General features: G+C 61.6%; 14 protein-coding genes. 8 read left to right on the top strand and 6 right to left on the bottom strand.

The genetic code is table 11. The features are described from left to right. Positions 1-91: 91 nt before the first annotated feature. A complete protein-coding gene (locus tag N3J91_00995) occupies positions 92-1,393 on the bottom strand; it encodes a response regulator (GenBank protein ID MCX8155021.1) in 1,302 nt (433 codons plus the stop codon). Between the two features lie 585 nt (positions 1,394-1,978). On the opposite strand from N3J91_00995, the gene N3J91_00990 reads away from it, so the two are divergent. The 3 genes from N3J91_00990 to N3J91_00980 all read left to right on the top strand — a co-directional run bounded on the left by N3J91_00990 (position 1,979) and on the right by N3J91_00980 (position 4,508). Beyond that, positions 1,979-2,926: a deoxyhypusine synthase family protein gene (locus N3J91_00990; GenBank protein MCX8155020.1), complete on the top strand. Its 948-nt coding sequence runs from the start codon at positions 1,979-1,981 to the stop codon at positions 2,924-2,926. Between the two features lie 9 nt (positions 2,927-2,935). Further along, entirely contained in the window at positions 2,936-3,649 is a 714-nt protein-coding gene (locus N3J91_00985; GenBank protein ID MCX8155019.1) for a class I SAM-dependent methyltransferase, read from the top strand. A 178-nt stretch (positions 3,650-3,827) separates the two neighbouring features. Further along, the gene (locus N3J91_00980; protein ID MCX8155018.1) at positions 3,828-4,508 is read left to right on the top strand and encodes a non-canonical purine NTP pyrophosphatase; all 681 of its coding nucleotides are present in this window, start codon (positions 3,828-3,830) and stop codon (positions 4,506-4,508) included. Here the strand turns inward: N3J91_00980 and N3J91_00975 are convergent. Further along, positions 4,503-7,424, bottom strand: a complete 2,922-nt coding sequence (locus N3J91_00975) for a glutamine amidotransferase (protein MCX8155017.1) — start codon at positions 7,422-7,424, stop codon at positions 4,503-4,505. The genes N3J91_00980 and N3J91_00975 overlap by 6 nt on opposite strands. A 490-nt stretch (positions 7,425-7,914) precedes the next feature. Beyond that, complete coding sequence (locus N3J91_00970) at positions 7,915-8,856, bottom strand: RHS repeat-associated core domain-containing protein (protein MCX8155016.1); 942 nt, start codon at positions 8,854-8,856, stop codon at positions 7,915-7,917. A 308-nt stretch (positions 8,857-9,164) separates the two neighbouring features. On the opposite strand from N3J91_00970, the gene N3J91_00965 reads away from it, so the two are divergent. Next, the gene (locus tag N3J91_00965; GenBank protein ID MCX8155015.1) at positions 9,165-9,974 is read left to right on the top strand and encodes an alpha/beta hydrolase; all 810 of its coding nucleotides are present in this window, start codon (positions 9,165-9,167) and stop codon (positions 9,972-9,974) included. An 11-nt stretch (positions 9,975-9,985) separates the two neighbouring features. On the opposite strand, the gene efp is transcribed toward N3J91_00965, so the two are convergent. Beyond that, positions 9,986-10,543, bottom strand: a complete 558-nt coding sequence (efp, locus tag N3J91_00960; protein MCX8155014.1) for an elongation factor P — start codon at positions 10,541-10,543, stop codon at positions 9,986-9,988. A gap of 226 nt (positions 10,544-10,769) precedes the next feature. Here efp and N3J91_00955 point away from each other — a divergent pair, with 226 nt between their 5' ends. The 4 genes from N3J91_00955 to N3J91_00940 all read left to right on the top strand — a co-directional run bounded on the left by N3J91_00955 (position 10,770) and on the right by N3J91_00940 (position 14,526). Continuing rightward, positions 10,770-11,273, top strand: coding sequence for a hypothetical protein (locus N3J91_00955; GenBank protein MCX8155013.1), 504 nt, complete (start codon positions 10,770-10,772; stop codon positions 11,271-11,273). Positions 11,274-11,790: 517 nt separating this feature from the next. Then, complete coding sequence (locus N3J91_00950; GenBank protein ID MCX8155012.1) at positions 11,791-12,414, top strand: prepilin-type N-terminal cleavage/methylation domain-containing protein; 624 nt, start codon at positions 11,791-11,793, stop codon at positions 12,412-12,414. Positions 12,415-12,752: 338 nt separating this feature from the next. Beyond that, positions 12,753-13,511 carry a prepilin-type N-terminal cleavage/methylation domain-containing protein gene (locus N3J91_00945; protein ID MCX8155011.1) on the top strand — a complete coding sequence of 253 codons (759 nt, stop codon included), beginning with the start codon at positions 12,753-12,755 and terminating at the stop codon, positions 13,509-13,511. A gap of 166 nt (positions 13,512-13,677) precedes the next feature. Continuing rightward, a complete protein-coding gene (locus N3J91_00940) occupies positions 13,678-14,526 on the top strand; it encodes a metallophosphoesterase (GenBank protein MCX8155010.1) in 849 nt (282 codons plus the stop codon). On the opposite strand, the gene N3J91_00935 is transcribed toward N3J91_00940, so the two are convergent. Beyond that, complete coding sequence (locus N3J91_00935; GenBank protein MCX8155009.1) at positions 14,496-15,278, bottom strand: MBL fold metallo-hydrolase; 783 nt, start codon at positions 15,276-15,278, stop codon at positions 14,496-14,498. The genes N3J91_00940 and N3J91_00935 overlap by 31 nt on opposite strands. Before the next feature lie 48 nt (positions 15,279-15,326). Then, positions 15,327-15,794, bottom strand: coding sequence for a hypothetical protein (locus tag N3J91_00930; protein MCX8155008.1), 468 nt, complete (start codon positions 15,792-15,794; stop codon positions 15,327-15,329). Positions 15,795-15,809 lie beyond the last annotated feature (15 nt).

The raw sequence follows: 15,809 nt of genomic DNA, 5'->3' as shown, positions 1-15,809 counted from the left end.
ACGTGGTAAACTAGCATGCTTTGGTCTCTGCCGCTCAAATCCGTCCCCGGCTGCCGGCCGTGGGCTTCTTCACCTCCAGCCGGTTTGTCGGTCAACGGGCCGGGAACCACAAGGTAAAGGTGGTGCCCAGGCCCGGCCGGGTTTCCACCCGCAACCCGCCATGCGACTGCTCCAGCAGGTGGAGGACGATGGTCAATCCCAGTCCCGTGCCCTTGCCCGGTTGCTTGGTGGTGTAGTAGGCCTCAAAAATCCTTTTTACCGGCACGGCGGATATCCCGGGGCCGTTGTCCTCCACCCGGATTTCCACCAACGGCGGCTCATTGTTGAATCCCGCCCGGTTGGCAAAAAAGGCCTGGTTGGTTTCCTGCATCAGGGCCCCCGGCACCGGCTGCGGCGCCAGGGCGGCCGTCACATAGACTTGATGCGGCTGATCCGTCGCCTGCAGCGCATTGATCACCAGGTTCAAGAGAATCTGGATTAAATCCGTGCCATTGATGCGGGCAAAAATCTCCGTGGGCGGCGGCTGCACGCGCAGCTCATGCCCTTCCAGGGCCGGGTTGGGCCGCAACAAGGTGCGCATGTCCTCCAACACCCGGTTCACATTCACCTGCGGGATTTCCCCCGGCCGCCGCCGCGCAAAGCCCAGATACCGCCGGGAGACCTCCAGGCATTTGAAGACCTGCTGCTCGATCTGCGCCAAATCCTCCCTCACCGAGGATAAATCCTGTGTGTAGGGCACCTGCAACCGCCGCAGGCGCTCGTTGGCCATCACCGCCAGCCCGCTGATCACCGTCAGGGGGTTGTTGATGTCGTGCAGCACCATGCTGTAAATCTCCCCCTGCTTGCGGGCCATCTCCTCCCGCACCTGATACTCCCGCAACTGCTCTTGGATTTGTTTCAGGACCTCCTCATTGTTGCGAAACTGTCGCGCACAGCGGTTGCGCTCCACGGCCTTGGCCACCGCCGCCCGCATCGTCAACAAATCAAACGGCTTGGTCAGGTAATCACACGCCCCCAGCCGCAAGGCCTGCCGCGCCGTCTCCAGCGTCTCGTAGGCCGTCAGCATAATCACCGCCACATCCGGCTCCTGCGTCTTCATCCGCCCCAGCAAATCAATCCCTGTCATCCCCGTCATGCGGATGTCCAAAATAGCCACATTCACCGGCAATTGTGCCTCCGCCTGCCGCTTGAGTATTTCCAGGGCCTCCTCCCCGCTGGCGGCGGTCAAAACCGAGTAATCCTCACTGAAAATGATCCGCAACGATTTCCGCGGCCCTTCATCATCATCCACAATCAACAACCGCGGACGCTCCGCCAGGATGGAATCCCGACCGGCAGCAACGCCGGCGTCTCCTTCCGGTGTCAGCGGTTGTTCAGTTTTCGAGCCGCGCATAACAATATCCAACTGCCGGCGCTTCCACCCGCAGGCGGGCGCCCTTCACATCCAAACACAATAAGTCATGCTGGCCGTAAACAGTATGGCTTTTCGGAGGGAGTCGGCAAGCAGTAATTCCTTGCGGCCCGGCCTTTATCAAAAGGGGCGCGCCTCCTTTTTGCCACCTTCGGGAGCGGGCTCCGCCGCGGGGGCTGGATTCGGTCCGTTGCCGACAACCCCAGGCAGGAAAACCCGACCAGCGTTGCGGTTGGCCGGGCATTGAAAAGCACACCTTGTTTCCCGGCACGGCGGCTCCGAGTCATCACTGTTTGCCCTCTTTCCTCCACGACTCATCAGTTTGTTTATAGCCAATAACTTTATTGTTCACACGATTTTATATTTACGTAATACTGAGGCGGCTTAATATGGCGGCGGGCTGTGTCCACGGGCCGCCTGTCCCGCGGCGGAATACTCTCCGCCGGCAGCAGGCTTGTGGGAGGCTATAAATCTGAAGGACATTTTATGAAGGTCACCTCATCACCCACCACCTCACGGCGGCGTGAGGCAACCGGCGCTGTGGCAACGGGAGCTCTCAGCCACTTCATGGAGCATCATTACCGGCACTTCAACGCCGCCAGCCTGCTGGACGCGGCGCGCGAATACCGGCGCCAGCTTGCGCTGGGCAATCGCATGATGATCACCCTGGCCGGTGCCATGAGCACGGCGGAGCTTGGCCTTTCCCTGGCGGAGATGATCCGGCAGGATAAAGTGCATTTGATCTGCTGCACCGGCGCCAATTTGGAGGAGGACGTCTTTAATTTGGTGGCGCACCGCCACTATGTCCGCCTGCCGCATTATCGGGAGTTATCCAGCCGTGATGAGGAACAATTGTTGCGCCGCCATTTGAACCGGGTGACTGACACCTGCATTCCGGAAGCCGAAGCCATGCGCCGCATGGAAAAGGCCATGCTGGAGGTCTGGACTCAAGCCGACCAAAAAGGGGAGCGTTATTTTCCCCACGAATTTTTTTATCAGGTTCTGCAAAGCGGGCGTTACCAACGGTATTATCAAATTGACCCCCGCCACAGTTGGGTGCTGGCGGCCGCCGAGAAGAATCTGCCGTTGATGGTGCCCGGCTGGGAGGACTCGACCTTGGGCAACATGTATGCCGCCGCAGTGATCCGCGGGGAAATCAAGCACGTGCATACCGTGCGCACGGGCATTGAATACATGCTGTGGCTGGCCTCACTGTATCAAACCCTGACCCGGCGACACGGGCTGGGCATGCTGCAAATCGGCGGGGGCATCGCCGGCGATTTCCCCATTTGTGTGGTGCCCATGCTGCACCAGGACTTGCGCCGCCGGGTGCGGCGGTGGTCCTATTTCTGCCAGATCAGCGATTCCACCACCAGCTACGGCAGCTATTCCGGCGCCGTTCCCAATGAAAAAATCACCTGGGGCAAGCTGGGCCGGCGCACGCCCAAATATATGATTGAATCAGACGCCACCATTGTGGCTCCCTTGCTCTTCGGTTACGTGCTGGGCTGGTAACGTTCACGTATGGCCGTGATTCACGCTCACTTTGACCGCGAACAGGTGTTCAACCTGGCTCGCGCCCGCAATTACTTGTGCCATCGGCAGGCGCACCACGCGCTGCGGAGTTTTTTACGCCGCTCGTTCTCCCGCCCGCTTCACCTGTTGGACCTGGGTTGCGGCGATGCCCGGGAAATCGCCGCCACCCTGCGGAACTTGCCGGTGGCCCACTACACCGGCGTGGATACCTCCTCCCCCAAGTTGACACGCGCACGCCAGCATCTCTCCCGCCTGGCCTGCCCCTGTAACCTTGTCGCGGCCGACGCGCTGGAGTATCTGCGCCACAGCCGCGAGCCGGTGGACGTGATTTGGATGGGCTTGTTCCTGCATCACTTCTCGCGCCCCCTGAAACGCGAGCTGTTTGGCCTGGCTCGTCAGATATTGCGGCCTGGGGGGTGTCTCCTCGCGCATGACCCCCTGCCACGCGAGGACGAAAGCCGCCAGGACTATCTGCGGCGGCTGGCGGGCGTTTGCCGGCGTCAATGGGTGGCTTTGTCCCCCGCTGACCGGCGCAGTTTGTATCGTCATTGGTCGCGCCATGGGCGGCATGAGCGTTTTTCCGTGCTCAGCCGTATGGCGCAGCAGGCCGGGTTCTGCCAAGGCAGCCTCCTTTTTCGGGACAATCAAGAGTTATACGCCCTCACCTTGTTCCCGCTTCCCTCCGCTCCTTCTCTTCCTTGATCCTTCCAAGGGGAGATGCAAGGGAACCGAGGCAAATCCTCCCTGCCAGCCGCGGTTTCTAATGATCTTTACGGGTGATTTCCCTCGGGCCGGCCTGCCCGGCTGAGCGCCCCAGGCGCCTCGCCTGCGGATGGCCAACAGGATTGTCAGCCCGGCCGGCTTGTGGCAGGGTCAGCCCATGCTTACCTTGTTTGTGGCCACGCGCAACCGGCACAAGACGCAGGAAATCGCCGCCATCCTGGGCGCCGCAGCCCGCGTGCGGGATTTGGCCGCGTTGCCGGGCGCGCCGGCGGCGGTGGAGGACGCGTCCACCTTTGAAGGCAATGCCACGCAAAAAGCCGCCGTCCTGGCGGACTGGTTGCTGCAGGAGGGACTGGCCCACTTGCAGCCGCCCGGCCCGTGGTTTGCTCTGGGAGATGATTCCGGGCTGGAGGTGGACGCGCTCAACGGCGCCCCGGGGGTGGCCTCGGCGCGGTTCGCCGCCGTAGATGACACCACGGGACAGGCCCCTTCGCTGGCCAATACCCCCGACGCCGACAACAATGCCAAGCTGTTGCGCCTGCTCGCTGCGGTGCCATGGGAGCAACGCACCGCCCGCTTCCGCTGCGCCCTGGCCCTGGCCCCCGTGAGCCGCGGGCGTGAACCGGGCGAAATCCGGGTATTTACCGGCAAATGCGAGGGCCGCATCGGTTTTGCGCCGCGGGGCAAACACGGATTTGGTTATGACCCGCTCTTTTTTCCGCTGGGGCATGACCAGTCCTTTGCCGAACTGGGGGAGGACATCAAAAACCGCCTCAGTCACCGCGCGCACGCCCTGGCGGCCCTGCGCAATTTTTTGCAGGGGCAGGGATGGCTATGATTTCTTCCGCTGCGCCCGCCGTTTGGCTTCCAGCAGGCGATCGGTAATGCTGCCCGGTGCCGCGGGAGGCCCTTCCCCGGCTGGGGCGGCCCCACCGGAGGCAGAAGGCGGCGGGGCTTGCGGTGTGGACGGTGTCGGCGGGGGAGACGCAGGCGCGACCTTCGGTTGAAACAGCTCGGCCCTCGGTTGGGCAGGCGCGCGCGGGGAGGGCGCAGTTTCGGCGGGGGCGGTTGTCCGGGCGCGGACCTGCTCCCGGCGGGCCAGCAAAGCCGCCAGCGATTCATCCGTGGCTGCGGCGGCGGGGGCGGGCTTCCAGAAAAACAGCCAGCGCCGCAGGGTGGCGGTGGCCTTGAGCCATTCTTCGCGATCAATCTGAATCCGCCGCACCCCCACATCGGCCACAAACAGCACTATCGCCAGCCGCAGCAGCCATTCAAACCAATCCACCGGCTGGTAAGTGCGCTGGCGGTCATGCAGGAAAGGATTGTCGGCCGGCTGGCGGGGATCGAGCACCTTGCCGCCGCCCACCTCGGCCAGACGGCGCAACAACACATGATTGGGCGCGCTGTCGGCAAACTCCGGTGAGTAGTTGACACTCGCCCCCATCACCAGCGAGCCGCGCGGCTGGCCGCTGCTCCACTCCATGACATGCACCGTGTAGGCCCCGATTTCGCGCGTGGGAAATTGGGCCTCATAACGTCCCGGGCCGGTCTGCTCCAAAACCACCATCTGGCGGTCGCCCTTGGGACTGATGACCAGCGCCCGCAGCGCAAGGAAATTGCGGTAATTCCCCTGTTCATCCACCGCTTCCACCGCCAGATGCCCCTGGCCCTTTTCCAGGGTGATGTCCGCGGTGAAATCCGCGTTCTCCAGCCGGCGCAGGCTCCACTGGGCCACCTGCGTCCAAAACTGGCGGTAACGCTCCCAGCCCAGCCATTCGCGCGCCCAGCGCGCTTTGGCATCCGACGTGAAAGCCACCGCCCGCCCCAGGCCAAACTGCCAGTGCGCCAGCAGAGGATCGCCCTTGTCCGTCACCAGCGGCGTTTCCGCCCGGTCCTTGGGCGTGGTGCCCACATATCCATAGAGCGCGGGATAATCCGCGGCCGCCATGCCGCGTACCACCTCGCTGGCGGCGGCCTGCCGCGGCTTGAACGGGTCCTCTATGATGGCCGACTTGAGGATCACGGCGGATTCCTTGATGAAAATGTCCGGCAGCGCACCCGCCTGGTTGACTGGCACCTCATAAAAACGCCCCCCGCCGGCATTGGCGATGCGCACCATCGTGTCCGGCATGACATGGCCGCCAATCATCACCGTGCTGATGGTGATGCGCTCCGCCACAATCTGCTCCAGCAATTCATTCGACGGGGGGGCCGGATCGCCATCGCTGAAAACAATGATATGTTTGAGACTGGCCTTCGACGCCTTCAGCGCCGAATAAGCCTGCATCATCAAATTCTGAAAACTCGGCAAATCCCCCTGATTCATGCCGGCAATCAACCGCCCCATCTCGCGCTTGTCGCCCACCTCGCGCAAGGGAAACAGCCATCGCTCCGAGCCATCCCACAACAGCACCCCCATCTCATCCCGTGGCCCCAGATTATCCAGCGCCGCCAGCGCCGTCTGGCGGGCCGTCTGGTTGGCGCCGGTAAATTCCATCCCGTGCATGATGAGCACCAGCGCCCCCTTGGGCAGCACTTTCTTGCTGTCCAGTTCCATGTTCACCGGCAGTACCGCCTCCAGCGGCGTGCCGCGGTAACTGCCCGCCGCATAAGTCTGATCCCCGCCCACGCACACCAGCCCCACCCCCAAATCACGCACCGCGCTCTCCAGCAACCGCATGCGGTCCAAACCCAGATCCCCCGCCGCCACGTTGCTCAGCAAAATGGCATCATAGCTCTGCCATTCCACCAGCGCATCGGGTGCGCTGTCGGCCGCAATGTGGCGCACCTCAAAATCCGCGCTGCGCAGCGCCGCCTGCAGCGGCGCATCCTCGGCCGGCTGGTGCGAGATCAACAGAACACGCGGCCGGCCGCGCACCTGCACAAACGCGCTGGCGCGGTTGTTTTGCGGCACCTGATCCCCCTCCACCTCCAGCGCCACCCGATAGCTGTAAAAGCCGGGCTGCTCCAGTTTCTGTGGAAAAGAAAAAAGATTCTTGCCCGGCTCAAGCTGCACCGGCGCTTCGCCCAGGTATTCGTCATTGCGGAAAAAGCGCAAAATGCCCGCCCGCGGGGCATCAGCCGTGATGAATATTTTGGCGTCAAAAGCCTGGCCCTCCTTGATGCGCGGCGGCAGGCCCAGCCGCTGCACCGCCGCATCCTGTCCCCCCTGCGTCCCCAGCGGAATCACATCCACCGTGACCCCCAGGGGCCGCAAGCTCATTGCCGCCGCCAGCGCGTCACCGACGTTTTCGTTGCCATCCGACACCACCACCAGCCGCTTCTGCCCATGCTCTGGGAAAGCGGCCGCGCCCAGCCGCAGGGCGGCAGCCAGATCCGTCCGATCCGGACTGATCACCGCCAGCACTTTCGTCTGGTTGGGATCCCATTTGTCGGAGGCGGTGAATTCCAGCGCCGCTTCATTGGCAAACACCACCAGCCCCACCCGGTCATTCTTCTTGCGCGCCGCCGCCGCCTCGTTCACGTAGCGACGCGCCGCCTCCTGCTGCGCCGCCGGCACACTATCGGAACGATCCAGCACAAAAATGACATTCACCCCCTCCACCGGCCGCCGCCATTGCAGCCCGGCCAGCGCCAGCACCACCGCCACCACGATCAACCACCGGACAACGAAAGCCGTCCACCGCCGCCACGGCGACAGGCTGACATCACTGCGCCAAAACCACCAAAACGTCCACGCCAGGGCCGGAATCAACAGCCACAGCCAGGACGGATTGGTCCATTGGAAACGCATGCCTGTGTGCCGATGTTTCTAATGGAAAAAAACGCCCCTGGCCAGAACGACTTGCCAACAAAGCCCGCTCGCGGCCCACCGTGGCCCATCCCGCCCCAGCCGGAACCGCTCCCTCCCATCTTGCCTATCCCCTCGGCCTCGTGGAGCGCACGCGTCCCGCGTGGCGGCTCCGGCCCCCAACGAAGCCTTCCTCCCCGCCACCAACTTGCCGTTGATTCACCTCCGCCCCAGCCCAGTTCACCACCGTTATCCCGCACCGCGAAACCAGCGCTCTGGCAAGCACGCGTGGCCGCCCAACTCCGCCGCGGCCTGAGCGGCGCCAGATTTCCTTTTCACCGTTTGTGCGGGACACCGACGGTTCAACTTGCTAGCCGCAACACGAGACGTGTGAGCAAAACCAAGAGAATGGCCATGCCAAGCGTCACCAAAATGATTTTCGCCAACGGGTGTGGCCACTTTGAGTTCTTCGGGAGTTCGCTCAATTTCCCTCCTACGCTCCTCCACCAGATCCGAAGCAGAAGACGACAAGTTCATTATCGCATCCTGCCGTGCTCGGCTTCCACACCCGGTAGTAAAGCACCCCACCTTCCGGACAGAGTGAGGTAATGACAGGGAGAAGCGGGATGCTGAGGATTCTTGTGCCTGGCGTTCGAACGAACGTCTCTTCGTCGACGTTCAAGCGTTTGCACGCCATGTAAAGGATACACGAGTCGGCAATCAGCACGGCGACACCAACCCCGGCTTGCAGTTTGTACCACTGCTTGATTGGCCTAGGAACCTTGAAGTCGCGTCCGTCGATGTCGAAGTAGTTAACCGGCTCGTTCTTGCAGAACTGGTAAAGCATGAGTTCTCCGTCACGCGGTCCCCGGCAACTACCGCTGCGGCAAGGGGCACTGCCACGGACTGAGCGGTTGCCTGCTTGGGTCTCTTTCGGCACGAGATTCGCGCTGCTTCCAGCCTGAACGAGTAGCTGATGTCCTGGCTCGCCCAACGGGTCTCTATTTGGCCACCTTCCAGTGGTGGGATTGTAGTAGCGGTGGCCGTAGTAGAGGAGGCCGGTTTCCCAGTCATGGTATTTGGTGGAGAAAAGGTAGTTGAAGGTCTGGGAGAGGGGGCCGGTGGCGCGGAGGAGTTCGCCAAAGGGGCCGTATTCATATTGCGCCACCAACAAACCATCCGCCCCCCGCACATACCCCATCACGTTCCCATTCCCATCATAAACCGGAAAATACACCCCCGCATCCGGCCCATTATGAATCACCGTCGCCAACAACCCGCCCACGTTGCAATCATCATTCTGAGGAGAGGAATCCTGCGGGATGGGATTTGGCTCCTCCCTGGCCTCATACGTGCCGATGGTTCCCCACGCTTGCATGGTTTCCGGCCGACCCGGAGCCAATATCCCCCGAAACCTCTGTTCGTTCAAGGCCATACATGGGGAGAGGTAAATGCAAAATGCAAAGTGCAAAACCGGAGAATTGTCGCAGGCGGATGTGTAAAATGGTGGGCATCAGTCCTAATTGTTAATCCCTGTTGGATTGGTTTGTAATCCCTGCCGGATTGGTATGGCTTCGGCAGTTCCAAAGGCCGCCCGCGCGGGTGTGCGCTCCGTGTGTTCCATAAACCGCATCATGGGTAGCAGGCATTTAGGCAGGAGCACAATGAGCCGGGCGGGGTCTTGGCCTCGGCGGCAGGCATTTCTCCATTTATTTGGCAGTCAAAGCCAGGTATCTTGCCGACATGGCCGAGTCATTGCAGATGCAAGTTCAGGGGGATGCTTCAGCGCCGCGTCTGGTTTATCTGCCCGGGTTGCATGGAGACTGGCATTACAATGCCGGTCTGCGTGATGCACTCAAAGGCCATGTGCAATTGGTCGAGCTGGCTTATCCGCGCGAGCCTTCCTGGAAATTGGAGGATTACGTGCAAGCCATTGAGGCCGCCTTGTTGGCCGCGGGTTTTCGGGAGGGCTGGCTTTTAGGCGAATCTTTTGGCTCCCAGGTGGCTTGGGGAATGATCGGCCGGGCCGAGACCCAAAGAGCGGCGGGACAACCTCATTTTCAGCCCAAAGGACTCATTCTGGCGGGCGGGTTTGTGCGTTACCCCTTGATGTGGGGGGTGCGCCTGGTGCGGGGCACGCATCAAAGTCTGCCCATGGCGGCCGTGGCGGCGCTCCTGCGCGGCTATTTGCGTCTGCTGCGCTGGCGGCATCGGCAGGCGCCGCACGTGCGCCAAAGTCTCCAGGCGCATCAGGATTTTCAACTCCAGGAGCTGGCCCGGCAGGCCATTCTCAGCCGGTACGACATCATCCTGGCCCATGATCACCGCCCCCTGGCGCAGCGCACCACTTTGCCGGTGTTTTATTTAACCGGCTTTTGGGATTTGATCGTGCCCTGGTTTTTGGTGCAACCCTGGCTGCGGCGACATTGCCCGGGGTACCGCGGCTGGCGGCTGGTCTGGAACAGCGAGCACAACATCCTCGGGTTTCAACCCCGCACGTCCGCCAGCCAGATTCTGGCCTGGCTCAAAGCCAATGGCGAGCCGGTGCTTTGAGGCGTGGCGGCTCAGGCGCGCTCGATGTACTTGCCCGTCCGGCTGTCAATTTTGATTTTCTCGCCGGTCTTGATGAACAGGGGCGCCTGCACCACCAGCCCTGTTTCCAGGGTCACGGGCTTCATCACGTTGTTGGCCGAGTCGCCCCGGATGCCTTCCGGCGCGTCCACCACTGTCAGCACCACACTGGCGGGCAATTCCACCAACACCGCCTTGCCCTCCACAAAGGTGACCGTCACCGGCGCGTTTTCGGTGAGGTAATTCACAGCGTCGCCCAGCAGCTCGGGCGAGAGATTCACCGTTTCGTAGGTCTCCGGGTCGGTGAAGACATAGTCCTCGCCGTCCTTATAGCTGAACTCCATTTTGCGGGTGACCATGGGCACCACCTCGATCCGCTGCGTGGAAGAGAAGCGGACGTCGGAGGATTTGCCCGTGCGGATGCTGCGCAGGGTGGCCTGCACGAAAGCACGCAGGTTGCCCGGCGTGCGATGCTGGGTATCCAGAACCACACAAATATCGCCATTGTAATCAATGGCCATGCCCCGGCGTAAATCGTTTGCGCTTGCCATAAGATATTCTCGTCAATTGTTATCGTTTCGCGTCCTCAGAGGTATTTTGACACCTTGCCCCGCCCGACGCAACAGGGGCGACAACTTACCTCAAGCCCGCCGCTTTGCAAGTCCCCAGTTGGGGCCGGCTCCCGCCGCCGACGGGGCGAGCAAAAAGCGTGGTTGAAACTTTGGGACCGCCGGGGCAACATTGCCGCCGGCGATTGACTCTTGCTATTTTACTCACATGAATTTGACCGATGACCAAAAGGCCGTTGTCAGGCAGTGGATTGATGAAGGCCTCAAACTCTCCGACATCCAAAAACGGCTGGCCAGCGAGCTGGGGGTGCATCTGACGTACATGGAGGTGCGGCTGCTCATCTCTGATTTGCAGGTCATGCCCAAGGACGCCGAACCCCCCGCCCCCCCGCCCGCGACCATGCCTCCCCCAGCCCAGCCCTCCCCCACCGCCGAGGAGGCGGCCGAAGAAGATACGGATGAGGCCGAGGATGCTTCCCCTGCACCGCCCGGCACCGGCCAGGTGAGCGTCTCCTTGGACACCGTGGCCATGCCCGGAGCCGCCCTCAGCGGCAAGGTCACCTTCAGCGACGGCCAAAAGGCCCAATGGTATCTGGACCAGTACGGCCGTCTGGGCATTGCCCCCACCAATAAAGGTTACCGTCCTTCCCCTGGAGACATTCAGGCCTTCCAGATGCGCTTGCAACAAGAGCTGGAAAAAATGGGTTTCTAAACGCCGGCCCTGGCCCGAGGGGAGGCTTTTGGCGCAGGACGTAAAAATTTTTCACGCACTACCAGCCTGGCGTCCCAGCCGGCTGCGGTGCCTCCCTGCCTGTAAAACAACCCCAGCCGGAAACGTCCGGCGGGTTGAAAGATGAGCCTTGGTGGGCTCCCTGCTCCATCCTCCGATGGGGAAAGAGGGCTGGTTAATCCTTGAACTCGAGGCGCATAAACGATGACCACTGGGGCAAAGACTCCGTCTGCAGCGCGAGGAATTTGGGTAATTCATTGATTCCAAACAACTTAGCAAATTTCATCATGGCGGTTTTCCTGTCGGCTGGTGTCGCCAGATAAAAAACCAACCAGCCCGGTGGTCACAGTGCGTCAATTCCGCGCAAACTGTGCATTCTTCACGCTGGCGGCACCCTAAAAATCATGACTTTCAACCAAAAAAAGTGCTTCATTTCTGGCATCATGCTTGCTAGTACCTAGAACGTCGGACATAACGAACAGAAGACAACAACGGTTTTATGAAGCAAACGCGCACTAAAAAATTCGGGGCCTTCACTCTGATCGAGCTGCTGGTCGTCATCGCCATCATCGCCATCCTGGCCGCTCTGCTGCTGCCGGCGCTGGCCCAGGCCAAGAAGCGTGCCCAACGCATCTCCTGCGTGAACAACCTCAAGCAGGTCAGCTTGGGCTTCCGCATCTTCGCCAATGACAACGAAGACCGGTTCCCCTGGCAGTTGACCAACAATGCCCCCATCGGCAATTACTTCATTTGGGCGGGCAACGAGCTGGCCAATCCCAAGATTTGCGTCTGCCCGGCGGACATGGGACGCAACCCGTCGCAGAGCTTCTCCAACAACACCACCTTTGTGGCCAACCAGCACCTGAGCTACTTTGTGAACCGCCAGTCGCGCGACTCCGAGGCCAACAACCTGATGCTGGGCGACCGTGACTTCAGCGGCACCGGCACCATCACCACGTGGAACAACCTCTCTTGGGATTCGGCCAATGTGGATCTCCATGAGGCCAACGGCAATGCCGCTTTGAGCGACGGCAGCGTGCAACAACTGACCGCCCGCAGCCTCCAGAAATCGGTGGAATCCGCCCTCCAGGCTGGATACAAGATTGACGTGGTCAAACCGTAACCGACACAGCGAGTTTCAGAGCAGGTCTTGACGGCCACAGGCATCCGCCCCCCGCGGATGCCTGTCGGCTTTTTAGGGCACAAACCGGACGGCTGACCTGACTTGGGGGCCATCCATCATTAGCCACACAAACAACGGCTGACGCCACTCCAGCGCCGCTGCGCGCAGGGAAGGCTCAAACCTTTTCCCTACGAGGAAGACCAGCACTGGTAACAAGGGATAAAGCCCCGCCCACCCTGCCAGCCACGGCCCAAAAAACTGGTACATGACTTGCTATTTTTGATTGCGTGGCAGTAGAGATTGCTGATACAGTGAAGACATCAAACAACTACCGTTTTATGAAACGCACAACCCAGTCCTCCCGCGGGGCTTTCACCCTCATCGAACTGCTGGTGGTGATTGCCATCATTGCGATTCTGGCCGCGCTGTTGCTGCCGGCCCTGGCCCAGGCCAAGAAGCGCGCCCAACGTATCGCCTGCGCCAACAATCTGAAGCAGGTGGGTCTGGCCTTCAAGATTTGGGCCAACGACAATAATGGGCGCTTTCCGTGGCATGTGATTCGCGCGGACGGCGGCTCCTACGCTTCGCCCGGAGCCTGGGGTCATTTCATGGCGGCCTCCAATGAATTGCAGAACCCCAAGGTCATTCAATGCCCCACGGATACGGAAGCCGTGCGCGTGAACACCTGGGAACCCTCCTCGGGCAGCGCGGACAACCTGCGCAACCATGCGGACAATGCCGTGAGCTACGGCGTGCATCTGGAATCGGTGGAAAAGGGTCCGGTGATGCACATGGCCATTGACCGCAACATTCGCGGCGGCGAGCGGGGCGCCACCTGCAATGGCGGCCCGGCCGGTCCGGCCAACGTGAGCGTGGCGGTGGTTAAACTGAAAGTCCCGCCGGCCGGCAGCTTCAACACCCGCTGGGCGGACGACGTCATGCACATGGGCCAGGGCAACGCCGTGCTGACGGACGGTAGCGTGCAGCAGTTCACCCAAAATGGCCTGGTGCGCCAACTGCAAACCAAGAACATTGACGGCAGCATTGACGGCAACCTCAGTAACTGCACTCAGATGCCGCGCGCGCTGACGCCGTAATCTTTCCCGGTCATCTACCTCCTCCTCCGAGCGGCCCTCTCCCCGAGGGCCGCTTTTTTTCCGGGAGAGGCCACCGGGTTTGGCAGGGTGGAAATGGCCCCCAGGTTGTTCCGCCCCGGAGAGCACTTGCGCTTGCCGTCCGCCCGCCTGGCTGCCATGCTCAGGCATGGCCTGGTCACGACGCAAAGCGCTGCGCTGTCTGAGTGTGGGGGGACTTCTGGCTGCCCGGTTTTGGCCCGCCTCCGCGGTGGCCCGAGAGACCGAAGCCCCGGGGACGTTCACGTTCGCCGTCCTCAATGACCTGCATTATCTCTCCCCGGATTGTGGAAAATTTTTGCGCGGCGCGCTCGCGCAGGTGGGGGCCCATCGGCCCGAGTTGTGTCTGGTGCTGGGTGATTTGGTGGAAACCGGCCGCCGTGAGGACCTTGCCGCAGTGCGGCGGCTCCTGGATGAATCCCGCCTGCGCTATTACACGGTCATCGGCAACCACGATTACACCCCCGCCGACAGCCCGCGTTATTACAAATATTTCTTCCCCCGCCGGTGGAATTACACCTTCACCTTCAAGGGCTGGCAATTCCTGGGCCTCGATACCAGTGAGGGATTAAAATACGAAAACACCCGGATTTCCACGGAGACGTTGCGCTGGGTGGAGCACACCGTCCCGCGGCTTTCCCCCACCGCCCCCACCATTGTCTTCACCCATTTCCCCCTGGGGCCGGGAGTGCGCTATCGGCCGCTCAACGCGGACGAATTATTGGACAAGCTGGCGGGCCTGAACCTGAAGGCAGTTTTCTGCGGCCATTTCCACGGTTACACCCGCAAGGCCGTGCTGCAAACGGTCGCCTACACCAACCGCTGCTGCGCCTTGAAGCGCAACAATCACGATCGCTCCCGGGAAAAGGGATTCTTCATTTGTGAGGCCGCCGCCGGCGAGGTGCAAGTGCGTTTTGTGGAGGTGCCGGTGCCACCCACCGCCGCCCCTCAAGCCAACTCCACCCGCAAGCCGTCGTAGGCAAACATCATCCCCGCCGGCAGCTCCGCCTGGGCGGCGTCGTGATCGTAGTCGTCCGACAGGTGCGTAAAATAAGCGCGCTCCGGCTGAATTTGCCGCACCACCTCGATGGCCTCCGGCAACGAAAGATGCGTCCAGTGCGGCCGCCGCTGCAGGGCATCCAACACCAGGGCCCGCGCGTGCCGGGCCTGTTCAATGACGCCCGGCGGCACGGCCTTGCAATCGTTGAGGTAGGCCAGTTGCAGCACGTCCTCTTGATAAAACAAAAAGCCCAGGCTGCCAATTTGCCCGTGCGGCAGGGCCACCGGCACAATCCGCAAATCCCCCAAATGAAATGGCCCCTGGATCAAATGCGGCTCCGGCACAAAATAACCGTTGGGATGGGGCCCGTCATGGAAGGCATACGCAAAAATCCGGCGCAGGGCGTCCATGGTGGGAGCATCGGCATACACTGGCAGCGGCCCCTGCCGCACCACACACACCCGGCGGCAATCGTCCAGGCCCATGACATGATCCGAATGGGCATGGGTGAAGAGCACTGCATCGAGGTACGACAAATTCTCCCGCAACATCTGCGTGCGGAAGTCCGGCGGCGTGTCAATGGCCAGTTTCACCTGCGGCGTGGCCAGGTACATCGAGCAGCGGGTCCGGTGATTCTTGGGATTCGCCAGAAAAGCAGGCGGATACGTCTTGCCAATGACCGGCACGCCGATCGAGGTGCCCGTACCCAGAAAGATGAACGTTAATGGCATGAGAAACCAGGCAGGCCGTTAAAACCTCCCCTCATAATCCCAACTCCTTCACGGCAAGGGCCGCGGCAACATCCGCCAACTGGCCACCCGCCCTTTGCGAAACACAATCTCCGCCCGCACGTAAGAGCGCGGCTGGTAGTCCCGCGCCAGGTACCGCTCCAACACCGGCTGCCCGTTGCGGCGCATCTCGCGGTACGTCCAGTAGCGGGTCTCCTCCGTCCAGGAGCCATAATACCGCCACACCGTTTCCATCCCTTCCGGCCCTTCCGACTCCAAGATCTCGTTGGGTTTGCCCCACGCGATATAGACTGCGTCCTCGCTCATGCCCACGCGAATGCGTCCCTGGTCCACCAGCTCGCGTTGCTCCTGCGGCAGGGCGGAATAAGCCATCCACTTCTCATGCCGCCGGTTTTCGATGGTGTCACGTGCACAACCGGCTCCCAGCGCCAGGGCGATCAACAACACCAGCCCGGCCCGGCTCAGCCGCCCGCCGCCTGCTTCATGCTTTTGCTTCACATTCACCGCCCACCA

Source organism: Verrucomicrobiia bacterium, assembly GCA_026414565.1.
Classification (GTDB): Bacteria; Verrucomicrobiota; Verrucomicrobiia; order Limisphaerales; family Fontisphaeraceae; genus Fontisphaera.
This window is presented reverse-complemented; position numbering and strand designations above follow the sequence as displayed.